General features: G+C 41.5%; 16 protein-coding genes. 8 read left to right on the top strand and 8 right to left on the bottom strand.

Annotation, left to right across the window (positions count from 1 at the left end; all coding sequences use genetic code 11):
- Window positions 1-296: 296 nt before the first annotated feature.
- Window positions 297-569, bottom strand: coding sequence for a hypothetical protein (locus tag ALKIM_RS18860; RefSeq protein ID WP_084555916.1), 273 nt, complete (start codon window positions 567-569; stop codon window positions 297-299).
- A gap of 646 nt (window positions 570-1,215) precedes the next feature.
- On the opposite strand from ALKIM_RS18860, the gene ALKIM_RS0115375 reads away from it, so the two are divergent.
- Together ALKIM_RS0115375 and ALKIM_RS0115380 are read left to right on the top strand one after the other, a co-directional pair.
- Window positions 1,216-1,779, top strand: a complete 564-nt coding sequence (locus tag ALKIM_RS0115375; protein WP_026475415.1) for a helix-turn-helix domain-containing protein — start codon at window positions 1,216-1,218, stop codon at window positions 1,777-1,779.
- 10 nt (window positions 1,780-1,789) lie between these two features.
- Window positions 1,790-3,430, top strand: coding sequence for an AMP-binding protein (locus tag ALKIM_RS0115380; RefSeq protein WP_026475416.1), 1,641 nt, complete (start codon window positions 1,790-1,792; stop codon window positions 3,428-3,430).
- 98 nt (window positions 3,431-3,528) lie between these two features.
- Here ALKIM_RS0115380 and ALKIM_RS0115385 read toward each other — a convergent pair whose 3' ends face one another.
- From ALKIM_RS0115385 to arfB, 5 genes are all read right to left on the bottom strand, one after another.
- A complete protein-coding gene (locus ALKIM_RS0115385; RefSeq protein WP_044118008.1) occupies window positions 3,529-3,774 on the bottom strand; it encodes a DUF3820 family protein in 246 nt (81 codons plus the stop codon).
- A 5-nt stretch (window positions 3,775-3,779) separates the two neighbouring features.
- On the bottom strand, window positions 3,780-4,613 hold the full coding sequence (locus tag ALKIM_RS0115390) for an aldo/keto reductase (RefSeq protein WP_026475418.1): 834 nt from the start codon (window positions 4,611-4,613) through the stop codon (window positions 3,780-3,782).
- Window positions 4,614-4,817: 204 nt separating this feature from the next.
- Window positions 4,818-5,240, bottom strand: a complete 423-nt coding sequence (locus ALKIM_RS0115395; RefSeq protein ID WP_026475419.1) for a DoxX family protein — start codon at window positions 5,238-5,240, stop codon at window positions 4,818-4,820.
- Window positions 5,241-5,328: 88 nt separating this feature from the next.
- Window positions 5,329-5,808 carry a hypothetical protein gene (locus ALKIM_RS0115400; protein ID WP_026475420.1) on the bottom strand — a complete coding sequence of 160 codons (480 nt, stop codon included), beginning with the start codon at window positions 5,806-5,808 and terminating at the stop codon, window positions 5,329-5,331.
- A gap of 111 nt (window positions 5,809-5,919) precedes the next feature.
- The gene (arfB, locus tag ALKIM_RS0115405; protein WP_026475421.1) at window positions 5,920-6,336 is read right to left on the bottom strand and encodes an alternative ribosome rescue aminoacyl-tRNA hydrolase ArfB; all 417 of its coding nucleotides are present in this window, start codon (window positions 6,334-6,336) and stop codon (window positions 5,920-5,922) included.
- Between the two features lie 191 nt (window positions 6,337-6,527).
- On the opposite strand from arfB, the gene ALKIM_RS0115410 reads away from it, so the two are divergent.
- The 4 genes from ALKIM_RS0115410 to ALKIM_RS0115425 all read left to right on the top strand — a co-directional run bounded on the left by ALKIM_RS0115410 (window position 6,528) and on the right by ALKIM_RS0115425 (window position 9,463).
- A complete protein-coding gene (locus tag ALKIM_RS0115410; protein ID WP_026475422.1) occupies window positions 6,528-6,815 on the top strand; it encodes a SemiSWEET family sugar transporter in 288 nt (95 codons plus the stop codon).
- Between the two features lie 163 nt (window positions 6,816-6,978).
- Window positions 6,979-8,265 carry a S28 family serine protease gene (locus tag ALKIM_RS0115415; RefSeq protein WP_026475423.1) on the top strand — a complete coding sequence of 429 codons (1,287 nt, stop codon included), beginning with the start codon at window positions 6,979-6,981 and terminating at the stop codon, window positions 8,263-8,265.
- Between the two features lie 160 nt (window positions 8,266-8,425).
- Window positions 8,426-8,716, top strand: coding sequence for a hypothetical protein (locus ALKIM_RS0115420; RefSeq protein WP_026475424.1), 291 nt, complete (start codon window positions 8,426-8,428; stop codon window positions 8,714-8,716).
- Window positions 8,717-8,806: 90 nt separating this feature from the next.
- Window positions 8,807-9,463 (top strand): energy transducer TonB, encoded by a 657-nt coding sequence (locus tag ALKIM_RS0115425; RefSeq protein WP_026475425.1) that lies wholly within the window; start codon window positions 8,807-8,809, stop codon window positions 9,461-9,463.
- 178 nt (window positions 9,464-9,641) lie between these two features.
- Here the strand turns inward: ALKIM_RS0115425 and ALKIM_RS19440 are convergent, their stop codons facing one another.
- Window positions 9,642-11,819, bottom strand: a complete 2,178-nt coding sequence (locus ALKIM_RS19440) for a PAS domain-containing sensor histidine kinase (RefSeq protein WP_052345602.1) — start codon at window positions 11,817-11,819, stop codon at window positions 9,642-9,644.
- Between the two features lie 425 nt (window positions 11,820-12,244).
- Between ALKIM_RS19440 and argS the strand changes: the two genes are divergently transcribed.
- Complete coding sequence (gene argS, locus ALKIM_RS0115440; protein WP_026475426.1) at window positions 12,245-14,038, top strand: arginine--tRNA ligase; 1,794 nt, start codon at window positions 12,245-12,247, stop codon at window positions 14,036-14,038.
- Between the two features lie 71 nt (window positions 14,039-14,109).
- Here argS and ALKIM_RS18870 read toward each other — a convergent pair whose 3' ends face one another.
- A complete protein-coding gene (locus ALKIM_RS18870) occupies window positions 14,110-14,604 on the bottom strand; it encodes a hypothetical protein (protein WP_175576956.1) in 495 nt (164 codons plus the stop codon).
- A 542-nt stretch (window positions 14,605-15,146) separates the two neighbouring features.
- Between ALKIM_RS18870 and ALKIM_RS0115450 the strand changes: the two genes are divergently transcribed.
- Window positions 15,147-18,185: a SusC/RagA family TonB-linked outer membrane protein gene (locus ALKIM_RS0115450; RefSeq protein ID WP_026475427.1), complete on the top strand. Its 3,039-nt coding sequence runs from the start codon at window positions 15,147-15,149 to the stop codon at window positions 18,183-18,185.
- The last annotated feature ends 9 nt before the right edge of the window (window positions 18,186-18,194 follow it).

Raw genomic sequence — 18,194 nt, forward strand, 5'->3', positions numbered from 1 at the left:
AGAACCATTTTAAGGGATACATCCAATGGTATCTGTGGTTAAAGAACCAAAAATAAATATGGGTTTTCTAAGCCTACTTAAAACACCAGTATAAAATAAAAATGGGATAGTAATAAACTATCCCATTTTACTCATACTGTATGTTTGTAAGATTTATTGCTGATAGGTTGCTCCCCAGCAGAGCCTATTTCCTCATCCACCTTACGACCTGAATATACCACATTAAAACAAAAAAGTCACCAACTATTATTTGCCACATTACCTCAAAAGGCAATTAAATGATATAGCGTATTCGATTAAAAATCGTCGTCATCGTCGAAATCGTCGCTGAGGATATCATCAATATCATCTTCGTCGAAATCATCGTCGCCGAATTCGTCATCATCATCGAAATCGTCAAAATCTTCGTCTTCAAAATCATCATCTTCATCTGTTTCGATTGGCAAATCGTCATCTTCATCCCAATCTAACTCTTCGTCTTCCATGAAATCATCGAGATTTTCGTCTAATTCCGGTTCATCATCAAACCGGCTACGGATGTTTGTTTTACGTAATAGGCTCTTTTCCATGACTAATTAATATGAACATTTACAAATTCAAATATAGAGAAAGCTATGAATTGTTTGCAAGCATCAAACAATTTTATTGCTATTTTTTTTGCAAAAATGATTGTCCTAATCCTGCTATGGCAATCATTTGTTTGGGCGTTTTCACCGACTAAATTACACTGTTTTTTACGCCTGAGATTCATATAGGGTTACTTTTTTCCGTTTTTTTATTGACGGTTTGTTATGTGTATTGATATTCAGTTGTTAATGTGCCTGGCGATGGTGTTAATTGGATTTAATTTAAATTATGCAGCTACAAAACTGTACACCCATAACGCAAGTTGGTTTTAATGTGGTTAAATATGAATGATTTATTGAATTTTTTAAAGTTTATGATTTGTGCATTATTACATCAGGCAGTTTTAAATTTATTTGTTATTGATGATGAAAATATACGAATTAGATTATTTTTGTATGATAACCGTATAAATATGTAATATTTATGTAATGCGGTTTGATGTATCAGGGTTTTCCTTATGGTTTAATCCTCGTCGGGAAGTAATACCAGAACCGCATGTTCTTTATAGGTGGTGCAGAGTTGTAATAATAGTTACGGGCATCATGTTTTTCGCTGTTAATAAATAAACCAACCAATAATTGAATAATTATGAAACCAGGAGAGAAAATTCGCGCTCTGCGGGAAGAGAAAAAAATGGATGTTGCTGAAGTGGCTCAGCGGCTGCAATTAGATAGTAAGCAGCTGGATGATATTGAAAATGGCAGCTTGGCGCCTTCTCTGGGCGTTTTGATAAAACTGGCCAGAGTACTCGGTGTGCGTTTGGGAACTTTTTTAGACGATCAGGTGCGACCTGGGGCTGTGATTACGCGAAAAGGCGATGCCGATGCAACAATCAGTCTTTCCAGTTCGGAGTCATCAAAAAAGGAGAATCTCTCTTTCTTCAGTCTGGCCAAAGAGAAGGCTGACCGGCACATGGAGCCGTTTTTGGTGGAGATTAAACCTGGCGTGCCTTCAAATCCATTGGCTTCAACCCACGAGGGCGAAGAGTTTATTTATGTGCTTCAGGGTTCGGTTTTGGTTACTTACGGTAAAGAGGAGCATCTGCTTAACGAGGGCGATAGCATCTATCTCGATTCCATAGTGAAACATCAGTTGCACTCGGCCAATAATGAAAAGGCCCTCTTACTCGCTGTGGTTTATCTTCCTGTTTAATTGACTGATTATGGAGTTACTTAACTATACATTGGGAGGAATGCTCGAAAAGTGGGCAACTGAGACTCCTGAAACCGATTTTATGGTTTATCCTGATAGGGGACTGCGGTTTTCGTATGCCGAGTTCAATAATCGGGTAAATGATTTGGCTAAAGGCTTGATTTCGATAGGTGTAAAACCCGGAGATAAAGTGGGCATCTGGGCCAATAATGTGCCCGACTGGCTCACCTTTATGTTTGCCACAGCCAAGATGGGAGCCATCCTTGTTACCGTCAATACCAACTACAAATTGTCGGAACTGGAGTATCTTATTAAAAATGCTGATTTGCAAACGCTTTGTATTATAGATGGTTACCGGGATAGTGATTACATCAATATGGTGTTTGAACTTGTTCCGGAGCTTAAAACATGCGAACGTGGGCATTTGAAATCAGAAAAGTTTCCCGTGTTAAAAAATGTGGTCTTTATTGGTCCACAGAAACACAGGGGAATGTACAACACACCTGAATTGTTGCTTTTAGGCAGTCAAACTGAGGACGATGTACTCAAAAATATTTCTGATGAAGTGGATTGCCATGATGTGGTAAACATGCAATACACTTCTGGTACCACCGGGTTTCCAAAAGGTGTGATGCTCACGCACTACAACATTTTGAATAACGGCTATTGTGTGGGCAGAAACATGAACTACACCAATAAAGACCGTTTGCTGGTATGTGTTCCTTTGTTCCATTGTTTTGGTTGTGTGCTGGCAGTATGTGCAATTGTTTCACATGGTGCCACCATGGTGTTTACCGAGGATTTTGACCCATTGCGGGTTTTGGCCGGTATCCAGAAAGAGAAATGTACTGCCGTGTATGGAGTGCCTACCATGTTTATCGCCGAGCTAAACCATCCCATGTTCGATATGTTCGACCTTTCCTCGCTTCGCACAGGAATTATGGCCGGTGCGCTTTGCCCTATCGAAACCATGCAGGAGGTAATGACTAAAATGAATTGTAAGGATATTATTATTGTGTATGGTTTAACGGAAACATCACCGGGTATGACAGCCACCAGGGTGTTTGATACACCTGAAGTGAGAGCTACCACCGTGGGAACAAATCTGCCTTACGTGGAAGTTAAAGTGGTGAATCCGGAAACGGGAGTCGAGTGTGCACCAAACGAGCAGGGCGAAATATGTTGCAGAGGATACAATGTGATGAAGGGGTATTACAATAACCCCGAAGCCACTGCTAAAACAATTGATAAGGATGGATGGCTCCATTCAGGAGATTTGGCTGTTCAAACAGAGGACGGATTTTATCGCATCACAGGCCGAATCAAGGATATGATTATCCGTGGTGGAGAGAATATCTACCCTCGTGAGATTGAAAATTTTCTGTTTCAGTTGCCTCAGGTTGAATTGGTAGAAGTGGTCGGCATCCCTGACGAAAAGTATGGTGAAATAGTTGCTGCATTCGTTAAGAAGAAAACTGGTGCCAGCATTACCGAGGAGGAGATTCAGGAATATTGCAGAGGGAAAATTTCAAGATATAAAATTCCGAAACACATCTTTTTTGTGGATGATTTTCCAAAAACTGCCAGTGGTAAAATTCAAAAATACAAACTGCGCGAAATTGGTCAGCAACTAATTGAAGCCAAGGCATAAGTCGCTAATGCAATCCATTGTAAAAACCGCAAGCATCATCCTAACGAGCTTGCGGTTTTATTTTTAATCACAGCACTAATGGGGGAGTGTTCACTGGCTTAAAACCTTTGTTGTTTAAGCGGTGTGAGCAGATATTCAAGACCGTTGAGTTTGATCTCATATAACGTATGTAACAACATGCCCAGTTTTCCGGGAGGAAACCCTTTTTGAGACATCCAAACAAGATATGGTTCCGGAATATTACACAAAATCTGACCTTTGTATTTCCCAAATGGCATGCGAACTGAAACCAATTCATTAAGTATGTTGCTGTTAAAACCGGGCTGCATCATTGCTTGTTCCATCAATGTTAGAAGTTAAAGTTATCAGGGTCGGCACCAATTCGTTGATTCCGATTCAGGGAGTCAATTACTACCATGTCTTCTGCGGTTATCTCAAAGTCAAAAATGTTGGCATTTTCAAGTATTCTCGATTTTCTGGAACTTTTTGGGATGGTGATAATACCTTTTTGAAGGTTCCATCGCAGAACGAGCTGTGCTTCGGTTTTGTAATATTTTTGAGACAGCTGTGTTAATTCAGCAACCTCAGTTACCTGTCCCTGCATTAGCGGACTCCATGCTTCCGGCACAATGCCATTGCTAAAGCAGGTGTTAATGAGTTCTGGTTGGGTCAGATATGGATGATATTCGATCTGGTTTATCGCAGGTACTATTTTAGCTGTTGAAAGCAAATCCTCGAGGTGGTGTACCAAAAAATTGCTTACACCAATTGCCTTTATTTTGCCCTCCTCGTAGAGTGTTTCCAGCGCGCGGTAAGTTTCCTTATATTTTCCTTTTACAGGCCAATGTACCAAAAAGAGGTCAAGATAGCTGAGATCCAGTTTTACCAGTGAGGCGTGAAAGGCTTTGATGGTAGAATCATATCCCTGATCTGAGTTCCACACTTTGCTGGTAACAAATATCTCTTTGCGATCCACTTCTGATTGGCGAATGGCTTGTCCCACACCGCGCTCATTCTGATAGATGGCTGCCGTATCAATATGACGGTAACCGGCCTCGAGTGCAAAGGAGACAGAATCTATCACTTCCTGTCCATCTTCTGCTTTAAAAACGCCAAGACCAAAATATGGCATCTCCACACCATTGTTAAGTGTGACGGTTCCTTTTATATCTGTTATTTTCATTCGTGTTATTTTTAAGTTATTGGCTTCATTCTTTTATCTGCGTCGAAGAGGTAAAGAGTTGGATGTAGATAAGTTATACCGGATTTGTAAACGATGCACCCTGAACAGATGAAAACCCAAATGCTCTCTGATTATTGTATATAAAATTAACAAAAAAACCGACCCTTTCAAAAGGTCGGTTTTAATAACAATAAGTCTTTGAAACTATTTCTTCGAAATCATAGCATCAAGCGAATATTTGCCTGAATTCAGGAAGAATGTGCCGAGGAATCCAAGGAGAAACAAAAGCGCCATTTCTTTGGAGCCACCACCTGCTGCACTTGCCATAAATAACGGGTCAGAAAAATGTACAACGAATGCTGCAACGCCCATGGTGAAAATAATGGGCACCGATGCCAAACGTGTTTTTAAGCCCACTATTACAAGAATAGCAGCCAAAAACTCGGCGAAAATCGCGAGTATCAGATTTATGGTAGGACTTACACCAAATAGGGCAGGGAATGCCACATTTCCGCTTAGTAGCATCTGTAGTTTCCCTAAACCGTGGCCAAAGGCCATGAAAAATCCAAAGCCTACACGCAAAACAAGCGCGGCAAGATCTTTCTCATTTTTTATAAAAATTCCCATAATTGAAACGTTTAATGTTTTGTTTGCATTTGTTTACTTTGCAATATTGAACATTAAACAATACCCGCACAGAAATGTTCAGAAGGGGTTATTTCTCCGGCCAGATGTAGGCCTCTTCATCTTCATCCCAAAATGGCCCCCATTGAATTTCTGTAAGCAGGCCCTCTTCAAACCAGAGGTTTAAACTTACTTCTGCAATGCTACCTACTTCCTGTTCCACTTCATTTTCGTCGGCTACAGAGTCCAGTTCCAATTCGCCAAGTTCCATAAGTTCAACTTGTTGAAGCACTTCCTCCTGGCTTAAGCCAATGAGATCGATTCCTTCAAACAGATACTCTGGAGAACTTACTGCCAGCGATGTCAGGCGCCAGTCATCCAACTCATCAAAAGTAGCTGATAGCTCCAACTCATCATAATGCCATGCTTCTGATTTGCCATCCTCTTCATCTTCAGGGGTAAACTCTTCCACCTCACTGGGTTCGCCAATCTGCATTTTCATTTCCTGACGCGTCATCCCAAAACGGATGCCGTCTAGGCCAGTTCCTAGTTTCACGTTTTTCTTTTCCATATTATTAGTTGTGTTGTTAAGGTTCAGATTACAGTGTCTTTTGATGTCGTTTCACTATGTCTATCCCTCTGTTTATCTTATGTCTGTTCTGATACTTAATTATCTGATGGTTTAAAAATCCCTTTTTCGCATCAATTTCTTTTCAGCAATTTTGCGCTTTGATTCCAGGCGTTTCAGCTTTGAAATTCTTGTGGGTTTTGTTTTTGTCCTGTTTTTTACCGGCTTAAGGCAGGTTGATATTAAGTCGTAAAACTTCTGTATTACCAACTGTTTGTTTGCTATTTGTGAACGGCTTTCCTGACAAGTCAAAATCAATTGACCTTCTGAGTTGATGCGGTTTTTTAATTTATGTTGTAACGTCTCCTTTTCTGCTTCATTCAACCATTTTGAATCTTGTATCGAAAACCTCAGCTCGATGCGTGAACTCACCTTGTTTACATGCTGTCCTCCGGCACCTGAGCTTCGGGATGCCGAAAATACGAATTCATCTGTGAAATCTCTTTCTGAAAGAGGGATTAATATTTTCATTTTTTCTTGTTCTAAACCTAAGATACGCTTTTTTTAATAATCATCGGGCATTAAAAGGAAAACTAATCATGCAAATCTCTTTTTTTGTTGGCATCTTTGCAAACAATAGGATTACAAAAAGAGTTGCTATCTCGTGTTTTCCGATGCCTCAGTGTCGGGTATTGAGTAATGAATTTATGGATATTTGAATTATGGTTACAATAGTTGGGTCGATTGCGGCTTTGCTAACTACCTCAGCAATGTTTCCGCAGGCTTATAAGATTATCAGGAGTAGAAATGTGGAAAGTATATCATTGTCAATGTACATCACCAACACATTGGGCATAATTATGTGGCTGACTTATGGTATTTTGCTCGGAAATATGATATTGATTGTTACAAATATAGTGGCGTTTATTCCGGCATCTACCATATTAATCTTAAAATTATCGCTCTCCAGAAATTCTTTAAAAACTGCTGACCAAAAGGTTGATTTTTAATGTCAGCGTTTGTATGAAGATATTATGAATGTTGCTGATGCGAATCAGCTTTCCTGAATCAAACTTGTACTCGGGCACTCTGTTTTACTTCGTCAGTATTACACAAAAAATATAGAACTTCATGTTTTTCTTTACTCTGATATAAGTTAAAATTATTCCAAAGATGAATCGTTTAAAGAGTAACTACTTACTTATCCTTGTTTTTTTTCTTGTCTCTTCCTGTAAGGTACAATATGGTTCGCTATCGGCTTTTTTAAGTTCAACTGCAGCGTTCCAGTTTGAGGCCATTGAATCTGCGCCCGGTTTTGAATCTTCGTGGCTTGTGTGGGTTGAGCAACCAATAGATCATCATAATCCATCTGCCGGAACCTTTCGGCAAAGGGTATGGTTGTCGCATTTAAATATGGAGGCGCCGGTGGTGATGGTTGCCGAAGGATATTGGGCTCCTGCAAACTATATCACAGAGTTGGCCGGTTTGTTGAGTGCAAATCAAATCATCGTTGAACATCGTTATTTTGGGGAGTCTGTACCCGAATCTGTGAACTGGAAATATCTCACTGCTGACCAGGCGGCGCGTGATCATGAGCGCATCATTCAATTGTTTAAGGATATGTACAGAGGGCGATGGGTAACAACAGGGATAAGCAAAGGAGGGCAGGCTGCGTTGATTCACAGAGTGCTTTACCCAAAATCGGTAAATGCCACGGTGACATATGTGGCTCCGTTTAATCTGTCACGCGACGATGACCGGCTCATTGATTTCTTTCAGAGGGTGCCATCAGCCGAAATTCAAAACAGAATAGAAAGATTTCAGCTTGAGGTTTTGAAACGCCGACGCGAAATACTACCACTTTTTATTGATTTTGCACGTGAAAAAGGAATGAGGTTCCCAATGGGGTATGAGGCTGCTTTTGAGCTGGCCGTGCTCGAGTATCCCTTCAGTCTCTTTCAATGGTGTGTGCCGGTGGAACACATTCCTGCTACAAATGGGACTGCCCGTGAATTGCTCGATGGGCTTTATCGGGGCATAGACTTTAGTTATTTTTCTGAAGAAGAGGGTGTTCGGATGGCGCCGTTTTTTTATCAGGCCTATACCGAGTTGGGCTATTATGGCTATTTGGCTACACCACTAAAGTCTCATCTACACCATTTTAATACCGATACCATAAGTAGTGATTTCTTTCTTAATCCGGAATGGGAAACACCACACTTTAATAGTACCTTTGTGGAAAATATCCTTACCCAGTTGCACCGAAAAGATCCAAAGGTTTTGCATATTACCGGAGCGTTGGATCCCTGGAGTGCTACAGCCCCAAATATAAGTGGTTTGCGTAACAATGTGCGGATTGAAGATCCCAATGGTTGTCATCTCACACGAATCAATACCTTACCCGATTCTCTTCGCCAGGAAGCAATTTCTTTGCTTAAAGAATGGGTTTTTATGCGGTAATTTTTTATATTTGATATTGACAGTTTTGTTTTTTTTGAGTGATTGTGCTTATTTAAAAGGCTTTCAATGATTTAAATACTCATTTGGAGTTTCGCTTTTTTGAATCAGTCACTCATGTAAATACATAATTTTGTAAAAATTATAATTTAAAATAAGAAGTATGGCAAGCGTTCGTTCTTTAAAAAAGGATATCAATTTTCTCGCATCTGAATTGGTTACTCAAGCATATCTCGGACAGATTTTGTTTAAGGATACAACCGAAGATGAGCTTATTAATACCATAACCGAAGCGTTGGAGTTCAGAAATTCTCTGATTGCACGTGCCAATCATCCTGATGGAAAGGACAATCCAAAACTTGTGAAAAGCTATTACCAGAAAGTTAGAAAAGACATGGTAGAGCGCTTTTCAGAGTTGTTTGACAAGCATGGCAAGCAGATAGAGTCAAATTAATCAGAGTGTGGATTGGCTCGCAATAATATATCAAAAGGTCACAGCATCCAATGTTGTGGCCTTTTGTTTTTAATCTGAAAAATATTTACAATGCCATTTGTGTGTGAACTCATAAAATCAGGTTTTCGGTCATCATTGCTGATGGTAATGTTGTTGGCGATTGACACGCATGCTTTATTGGGGCAGGTTGCAGTAACACGTGAGGACAATCAGCTTATTGAGAAGTATCATATTCTGAACAGAACCGACTCTGTGATGGATGGGGTTTACCAGCTTTTTTACAAATCGCACTTAATTGAACAGGGAAATTACACACGAGGTCGCAAAACCGGCGTATGGACTTATTTGAATCTTGGGAACACTTTTGAGTTTCAATACGATTATGACGCTGATTCCCTTATCAGAATAGCTGGTGCCAGTCGGCAAATGTTGTTGCCTTATGAATCACCATGTATGTTTTTGGGCAGTTCTCTTGTGCCGTATGCGTTTCTTACGTCACGGGTAGGATACCCTGCCGAAGCTTTTAAAAAAGGTGTTCAGGGTAAAGTTGAATTGGTGTTGGTGATTGATACTACCGGGCAGATTAAGCACCACTATGTAGTGAATAATGATAGGCCGTTGTTATCTGATGCCGTGCTGCGCGCGGTTGATAAGTTTCCACCTGATTGGCGATGGATTCCTGCCCGCTCTAACAAAGCCCACATTGAGAGTACATATACCATCACCATACACTTTGATTTGCATTAGATTCATTTGGTGTAAAAAAGAAGGTGCTCTGAAAATGATTGTCTGCAACAGACAATCCCATGTAATCTATTATCTGACTTTCGACATTCTCCTCAAAGGCATCATAAGAGATTCCTCGTGTGACGCACCATTGCACTACTTTACCTCTAAAATCTTACGTCTTGTCAAATTTGCCTTTCTAGTTTTGGTTAAACGTGGAAGTGAGTATGTTCATAGCCGACATCTCATTGTTTTCCAAAATACTTAACAATATTGGAATGGTTATGGGCGTTTTAACTGCATCGTTTAAGCCCATCGACAATAAGCGCTCCTTTCGTTTGGGATCCAATTGATTTGACAGCCCAATGAGCTGCACCTTGTTTTGTATCCCCCTTATTTTTGGTATTAACTCCTGCCAAAATGGAAGCAAATCCACCGCAATAAGGATATACCTGATATGATTGGAGAGCAGCATGGCTTTAGTTTCTTGTGCATTTTGTGCCCAGAAAATCTGATAATTTATTGGTTTTGAATTGTTGCTCAGCTCCAAATAGATCTCCTCTGTGGGCGCCACCACCATTATCTTTTTTATCATAGTGGACGGGCCGCAAGAAACTTGCAGATAGGTAGACTCTTGTGGAAAGAGTAAATCAGGCAATACACATCTGAATTCAGAACCTTTACCGGGTTCAGATATTATCCACGGATGGCCGCCCATAAACTGTATCAGGCGCGATGCGATGGAAAGACCCAAACCCATGCCCGCGAACTCTCGGGAGTAGCTGTTGTCAACTTGCCTGAAATGCTCAAAAATCTGTCGGTGTTTGTCTTCGGGTATGCCAATTCCGGTGTCTCTCACATAAAATTCATAGAGCTGAGGTGCTTTGTGCTTGATACCAATTTCGATTACACCTTTTTCGGTGTATTTAATGCTATTGGATAAAAATATGGTAAGAATCTGTTTCAACCGCTCTACATCGGTGGCAATGCCGTTTCGCTTGATGCCTGCCGGCAACTCAAAAAACAGTTTGATCTCTTTTGTGGATCCTATCTTGTCTTGTGCGTACTCATGCAATTGATGCAATAGCAACTCAAAGTCGCATATATCAACGTTTAAGTTCAAAAGGCCAGCTTCCAGTTTAGAGAAGTCTATCATATCATTAATCTGTGTCAGCAGATCTTTGCCGCTTCTCCTGATGAGTTTAATAAACTCTTTACGCTCATTTACCTCAATGTCGGGTTCGGCCAATAGTTCGGCAAAACCCATAATGGAGTTCATTGGCGTGCGAACTTCATGTGAGAGGTTGGACAAAAACGATGACTTCAATCTGTCGCTCTCTTGTGCCTTAATTTTTAGCTCATCCAGTTCTTTTCGTTTTTCGATGCTCTCAGTAAGGTTGGTGATCAGAAACACCAAGGCCTGTGTGCCAAAATAGTTGATCTTTTTTACTTTGATTTCAACTGGTACAGGTGAAGCATCCCTTGGGTAGGATATGCTTTTGAAACTGGTGCCTTCACTCTCCGAAATAATCTGCGGGCTTGTGGCTATTGCTTTTCGAAAGTCGCTGGATGAGAGTCCGGTAATGGCATTGCCAACCATCTCTTCGTGACGAATGCCATACATTTGGCAGGCAAGGTCGTTGGCTTCGAGAATTGTTCCGCCATAATCTTCCACCACTACGGCAACCGGTGCCATATCAAACACTCTTCTGAGCAGAATCTTGCTCTCTTCTATGAGTTTCTCTTTGGAGTCGTTAGCAGGTGTTTCAGAAATTCGCTCCAGCGTAATGAGTATGTTTTGGCTTGAATTGTTTTTTCCATTGCGGTACCAGCAAGCTTTGTAACGGCACTTTGTGTTGGGCGAAAAGAATGCGTTGGTTGTAATGCCACTTGTTTGTTCATTGTGCGATAACGAAAGTGATAAGGCAGTGGATATGTGTGCAGGTAATATATTATATAACAACAATCGGTGCATGTTTTCGGGTGAAGTCCCAAAAATAGAAGCAAATGCAGGGTTAACATACGTAAGAATTCCATCGGTACGCATCACGGCCGAAGGGGTTGGATGGCTATTGAGTATCACGAAATCTGAAAGGTTTTCTTTGGCGTCGGCTTTTTCCGGAACATTAGAGGTATCTGTTTCCAGTGAAGCACTTTTTTTTCGTTTCAGATTGTTTCTGAAATTGATATATAGAAAAACGGCCAACGCAATCCCTAATAATGCCAGCACGATATAAACTGTCTGTTGTATTTGAACAACAGACTCTTTAGAGATGGTGTCAGTTAGCAAATAGGGCACAAAGAGAGCCCATTTAAAAACAGGCAACTCGATGGATGTAATTTGCTGGAAGCTGGTCAGTATGTAAAGGTTTATCATTAAATCATTTTTTGAGTGATTTTAACTTTAAAATACGATTAATTTGATTGTCAGTTAAGTTTTTCAACCCTATATTTTGTTCTCGAATCAAATTTTTATTCGGTTAATTATTGTTTTTTATTTCGCTTCAAATCTTATCATTCAATGCATTTGTGTCATTATTCTGGGGTTAAGATTTTATGATTACACTTATTTCTACAGCATCATTACAAGCCAATTTGCTGCAAAATAACACACTTGATGAGATGTTCGAATCGATTTTAACTTATTTTAAATATACGCTATTTCCTAAATTTTGGAAATAGTGTAATAAATTTTCATGAATTTTTCATTCAATGATGGGATTTAACGATTACTCTCCGGATTGAAGAGAATTCTTATCTTTGCAGGGTTTTAATACTAACGCCCATAAACTATCAAATAAAATGACGACAGAACTTCAGATAAAGAAACTGGCCATGGAAGCGGTTCACGCTTTGTATGGTGAAACTGTTGATGATAAATTGGTTCAGGTTCAGATGACACGGAAGGATCAGGATGGTGATTTTACGGTGGTGACTTTTCCACTGTTGAAATTCTCAAAAAAGAAACCTGAAGAAACGGGGGAGGATATTGGGCGTTATTTACAGAGTATGATGCCGGAAATAGCATCATATCAGGTAATTAAAGGATTTTTGAACCTCACGCTGTCACATGATTATTGGATTGGTGTGCTTAACCATATTTTTTCGGATGAGCAGTATGGCTTTGTGCCTGTAACCGATTCGTCGCCAATGATGATGATTGAATATTCATCACCCAACACCAACAAACCGTTGCATTTGGGGCATATCCGAAACAATCTGCTTGGTTTTTCACTCTCACGCATTGCTCACGCCACAGGTAACCGAGTTGTTAAAACCAACATTGTGAACGATCGTGGTATTCACATTTGTAAATCGATGCTGGCCTGGCATAAATGGGGCGAAGGCGCCACGCCGGAGTCAACCGGTACAAAGGGTGATCACCTGGTAGGTGAGTTTTATGTGATGTTTGACCAGCATTACAAGAAGGAATTGGCGCAACTAATAGAGAGCGGATTAACCAAGGAGGAGGCTGAAAAACAATCTGCTTTGATGGCCGAAGCCCGTGAGCTGTTGCGCAAATGGGAAGCTGGCGACCAGCAGGTGGTACAGATGTGGGAAATGATGAATCAATGGGTTTATGCCGGTTTTGATGTGACCTATAAAGCCATGGGCGTTGATTTTGACAAGATTTATTACGAGTCTCAGACCTATTCTGTTGGCCGCGACATGGTTCTCGAAGGACTTGATAAAGGCGTTTTCTACCGTAAAGAGGATGGCAGTGTTTGGGTTGATTTAACAAGCGATGGACTGGACGAAAAGTTGTTGCTTCGCAGCGATGGAACCTCGGTTTACATGACGCAGGATATCGGAACAGCCAAATTGCGATTCGACGACTATAGCATCGATAAAATGGTGTATGTGGTAGGTAATGAGCAGGATTATCATTTTAAAGTGTTGTCGCTGGTGCTGGATAAACTTGGATTCAACTGGGGTAAAGATTTGGTGCATTTCAGCTACGGAATGGTTGAGCTTCCTGAAGGCAAAATGAAGTCGCGCGAAGGCACCGTGGTAGATGCCGATGATTTGATGGCTGAGATGATTAAAACTGCCAGGGATATGTCACGTGAATTGGGCAAGCTGGAAGGTTATTCAGATGAGGAGGCCGAACAAGTTTATCGCATGATTGCACTTGGTGCGCTCAAATATTTCATCCTGAAAGTGGATCCTCGCAAAACCATGACCTTTAATCCACGCGAATCCATCGATTTTAACGGAAATACCGGGCCATTTATTCAATACACACATGCACGTATCCAATCCATATTCCGTAAGGCAGAAGAGAAGGGAATTGTTTGGAAGGGGGCAGCACCTTCCGGTTTGGAACTTAATGAAAAGGAGAATAACCTGATTCGTACCATTGCCAATTTTGGCAATGTGGTGAGTGAGGCATCTGCCATGTATAGTCCTGCTCTGGTGGCCAACTACATGTATGAGCTGGCCAAGGAGTACAATCAGTTCTATCACGACAGTCCTATCCTTTTTGAAGAGAATGAACCGTTACGTGAAATGCGCCTTACACTTTGTAAGGTAGTTGGTAATATTATACGCAAAAGTATGTGGCTTCTTGGAGCCGATGTACCCGACAGGATGTAGATTGACCAAAAAGATATCAGGAAAATGCACCGATACATGCAAACTAAGCAGTACGGTGCATTTTTTTGCTATCAATCAGCTTTTAAAAGTACCATGCTCAAAGATGTCAATAACCTGAGAACTGTGGATGTGTCCTGACCTGTTAGGATGTTAAGCACTTTTTCCTCTTGTTGAAATGGCGGTAAATCTGAGCCAAGAATCGCACGAATTTCTTCGATTGTGGCTTGCGGTAAAAATTTCCTGTAGCTGTCAATAGCCAGCGCTTCCGTACTATTTTGTTGAAAGCTACTACTTTTCAAATCTATCATGCAAATATCAAGCAGTTCGGCGCAGGCCGATTTAACAGGGTCTCCACTGCCGCTAGTATCACGTAAGGACCAACTGCTGTATTCATACTCTGTCTGGCTAAGCTGCTTGTGATACGCACTGTTTTCGCCAAAAGCTCCCTTTAACACCAGGAGCGTCCCTTTCTTCCAGGCGCTCCAGTCGAATGGTTTCTGATCAAGTTTTTTTCTGCGTTCTTCCAGAAGCGGAAGAAATGAGAGTTTATGTTCTGTTGGATTCATGCATGGGGTATGTTTATGTTGGACTGGCATTTATCTACCTAAATTTAGCATAAAGTTGATGGTAATCCACGATGGTTTGGTTTTTATTCTCTATATTTTTTTGTTTTAATGATGTATGTGTTTGACTGTTAGTGATGTTTGTGATTTGTCGCAAGTGCAATCATTCTAAAATCTCCTTTTTAAAAAACCAAATAAATTCACATTCTCAAAAGCGTAAAAATTTGGTTTGTCTGCCATCCATACAAGTCAATCCCGGCAATATTGGATTCTATCCCCATTATTGGTTATGAATAATGTCATATTGGGATTACAAAACCCCAATAAATGGTGATTTCAGATATGAATGGTACAATATACTTTTGCTATCGTAATCCTACGCCCAATATTATATTAAACTGATTGAATTTGTCACAGCCAATTCAATAGTGTTAGCCTAAAGTTTTGTCATGAATTAGCGTGGCGTCAGAACGGATGTTCTGGCGGGGGCTATTGTTATGACCTATTTCTGATTGCTTATTCGTTTAATAAATATGTAAATATATATGTACAGAACAAGATTTTTAATATTGATAATTTTGTTGGTGGTTTCCAGTCACATCATTGGACAAAGGAATACCATACGAGGCAGAATTACGGATGCCTACAATGGAAATCCAATAGCAGGAGCAACCATACACATTAAGGGCACCCAAAGGGCTACGTTGACCGATGAAGATGGCGGTTATCACCTGCATCCCAATGAAGGTCAAACATTGGTATTCTCCTTTTTAGGATATCAACAACAGGAGATTACTTACACCACAGATATGCATCGCCTGGATGTAAAGCTGGAAGAGAACTCTACACAGGTAAAGGAAGTAGTGGTAACGGGTGTGTTGGGACTGAGACGTACCAGCCGCGAAATGGGAGGGGGTGCTCAGGTAGTTTCCAATGAGGAGTTGACACAGGGGAATCCGGTGAACCCGGTTACCGGACTTTCGGGGCGTGTAAGTGGTTTGCGCATAAATGTATATGATAGCAAGGTTGACCCTGATGTGCAGATTGTGATGCGTGGCTCTCGCTCACTGCGTGGCAACAATGCGCCATTGTATGTAGTAGATGGTGTTCCGGTACCTGACATCCGCCGTCTTAATCCCAATGATATTTCAGAGATTACTGTACTCAAAGGAGCCAATGCGGCTGCGCTTTACGGCTCTGAAGGTGTTAACGGTGTGATATTAATTTCAACCAAAAAAGGTGAGCGTGGGAAAGGTGTTATAACATACTCAAATACAACCGGATTTTCGACGGTCTATATGTTGCCACCTGCTCAAACGCAATTCGGACAGGGTGTGGATGGTGTGTACAACCCAACACAATATCAATCCTGGGGACCGGCATTTGATGGCTCATTAAAGCCTTTTGGCCCGGTATTACCTGATGGCACTCAGCACATGGTGTTGTATGCAGCACCCGATAAAGATGTGCGCGAAGAGATGTTTCAAACCGGCGTATCGGTTCAGAACAATTTGTCCTTGTCGGGTGGCGACAATGTGTCGTCCTATTTTGTGTCCGTTCAGGATGTGCTTATCAATGGCATCATTCCGGAGGACGAAAGCCGTCGTACCGGTGTTCGCTTTAATGGTTCGCGTCAGTTTGGTAAACTCACCTCGGCGTATAGCATAAACTATTCGCTTACCAGGAATAATACCACACCCGATGGTCCATGGGTTACGATGTACCAAATGCCGGCCAATTTTCCCATTGAGTTAATGAAGGATTGGCAGAATCCCAATTCCATTGCCAACCCGCATAACTTTTTTACCGATCAGCACCGCAACCCTTATTTCCAGATAGACAATGTGAGAAATGAGCTTACACAACAGCTCATCAACGGAAAATTGGAATTCGACTATGTGTTTACACCCTGGTTTAGTGCCAAGTGGCGTGGCGGTTTGTACAGCACAGCTAATGAAACACGTAACACTACCGGCAAATTTGAAGCCGCTGGTCGCCGAAATGTAGCAGGTAGTGTAACTGATGGCAGCAGTAACTTCCGCAGATTCAACAGCGATTTGATTCTCTCTTTCAATAAAGTTGTTGGGCAATGGAAAAACCGCCTTATTTTGGGTAACAATCTTCGCGATGACTACACCAAAACCATTAGTGTGGGATCCAACAACCTGCTTTTGCCAGGACTCTTTAACCCGGGCAGCAGAACGGGCGAATTAACCGGAAATGCTACCATATCCCAGTATCGTCAGTCGGCTGTGTATGGTGAGTTTTCTACTGCATGGAACAACATTTGGTTTGTAAACGTAACCGGCCGTAACGAATGGGTTTCCGTTTTAAGTAAAGATAACCGTTCCTACTTTTATCCCGGTGTAAGCACTTCGTTTGTGTTCAGCGAAGCTCTCTCCTCGTTGACGGAGTTTACGCCGTTGTCATTTGGTAAGCTATATCTTTCGTACAACAAAACCGGCAATGTGAATTTGGCTCCTTATGCATTAAACAATGCCTACAGTCAGACCAACGGTTTTCCTTATGGCAATTTGGTGGGTTTTACTCCATCATCCACATACCCAAATCCCGACATTGAACCGGAGTTTGTAACTTCCTGGGAAATTGGTACTCAGATGAGTTTCTTTAATAACAGATTGTCGGTTGAAGCCGGGTACATCTATTCTGATTCTGAAGGACAGATTTTCAACGCCAGCACCTCGCGTGCTACAGGCTACAGTTCAGCACTGGTCAATGCCGGACGCATGACCAACAACATCATCGAACTGTCGGTTAGCGGCGATGTGATTCGTGCCGGTGATTTTAAATGGAACCTGGCCTATAACTTTAGCCACATTCGCAACGATGTAAAAGAACTCTTCGAAGGGTTAGAGTCGTTTGCCATCTTTCGCCAGTCTTACGCTGCTGTGGGGGAGCAATATCCAGCTCTATATGTGAAAGATTATGCGCGTGATTCGCAGGGTCGTGTGATTGTGGATGGTACAACCGGACATCCGACACCTGCAACAGAGCTTACCCATTTGGGTACCATGGTGCCACCTTATATGATGGGTTTGAACTCTCTGTTTACTTATAAGAATCTCTCCTTGGGAATGTTGTTTGATTGCCGTTTGGGTGGTTGGATGTACTCCGAAGTGGCAAACCGCATGATTCAGAACGGTACCCATCCAATGACCACGGAGTATAACCGCCAGCCTTTTGTCTTTCCAAATTCTGTGATAGAGACTGCCCCTGGTGTGTTTGAGCCTAACACCAGTGTGCTTGCGCAGGGCAGTGGTAATGCCACCTTTTGGACTGATCATGTGGCCGAGTATCACATTAACTTTGCAGCGCCCGGCGACTATCTCAAATTACGCGAGTTGAACCTGAATTACAACCTTCCACAAACGTTACTAAGCCGCCAGAATGTGATTAGTAATGCGAGTGTGGGAATGTATGCCACCAACCTCTTTCTCATTACGCATAAGGACAATGATCTAGGTGATCCTGAATATCTGTATAACAATACGTCAGGGTATTACAGTTGGCGTCAGGTGCCGCCTTATCGCACAGTCGGTTTCAATGTGAATGTAGTATTTTAAATTATGATG

Origin of the sequence: Alkaliflexus imshenetskii DSM 15055 (assembly GCF_000517065.1) — a bacterium.
Classification (GTDB): Bacteria; Bacteroidota; Bacteroidia; order Bacteroidales; family Marinilabiliaceae; genus Alkaliflexus; species Alkaliflexus imshenetskii.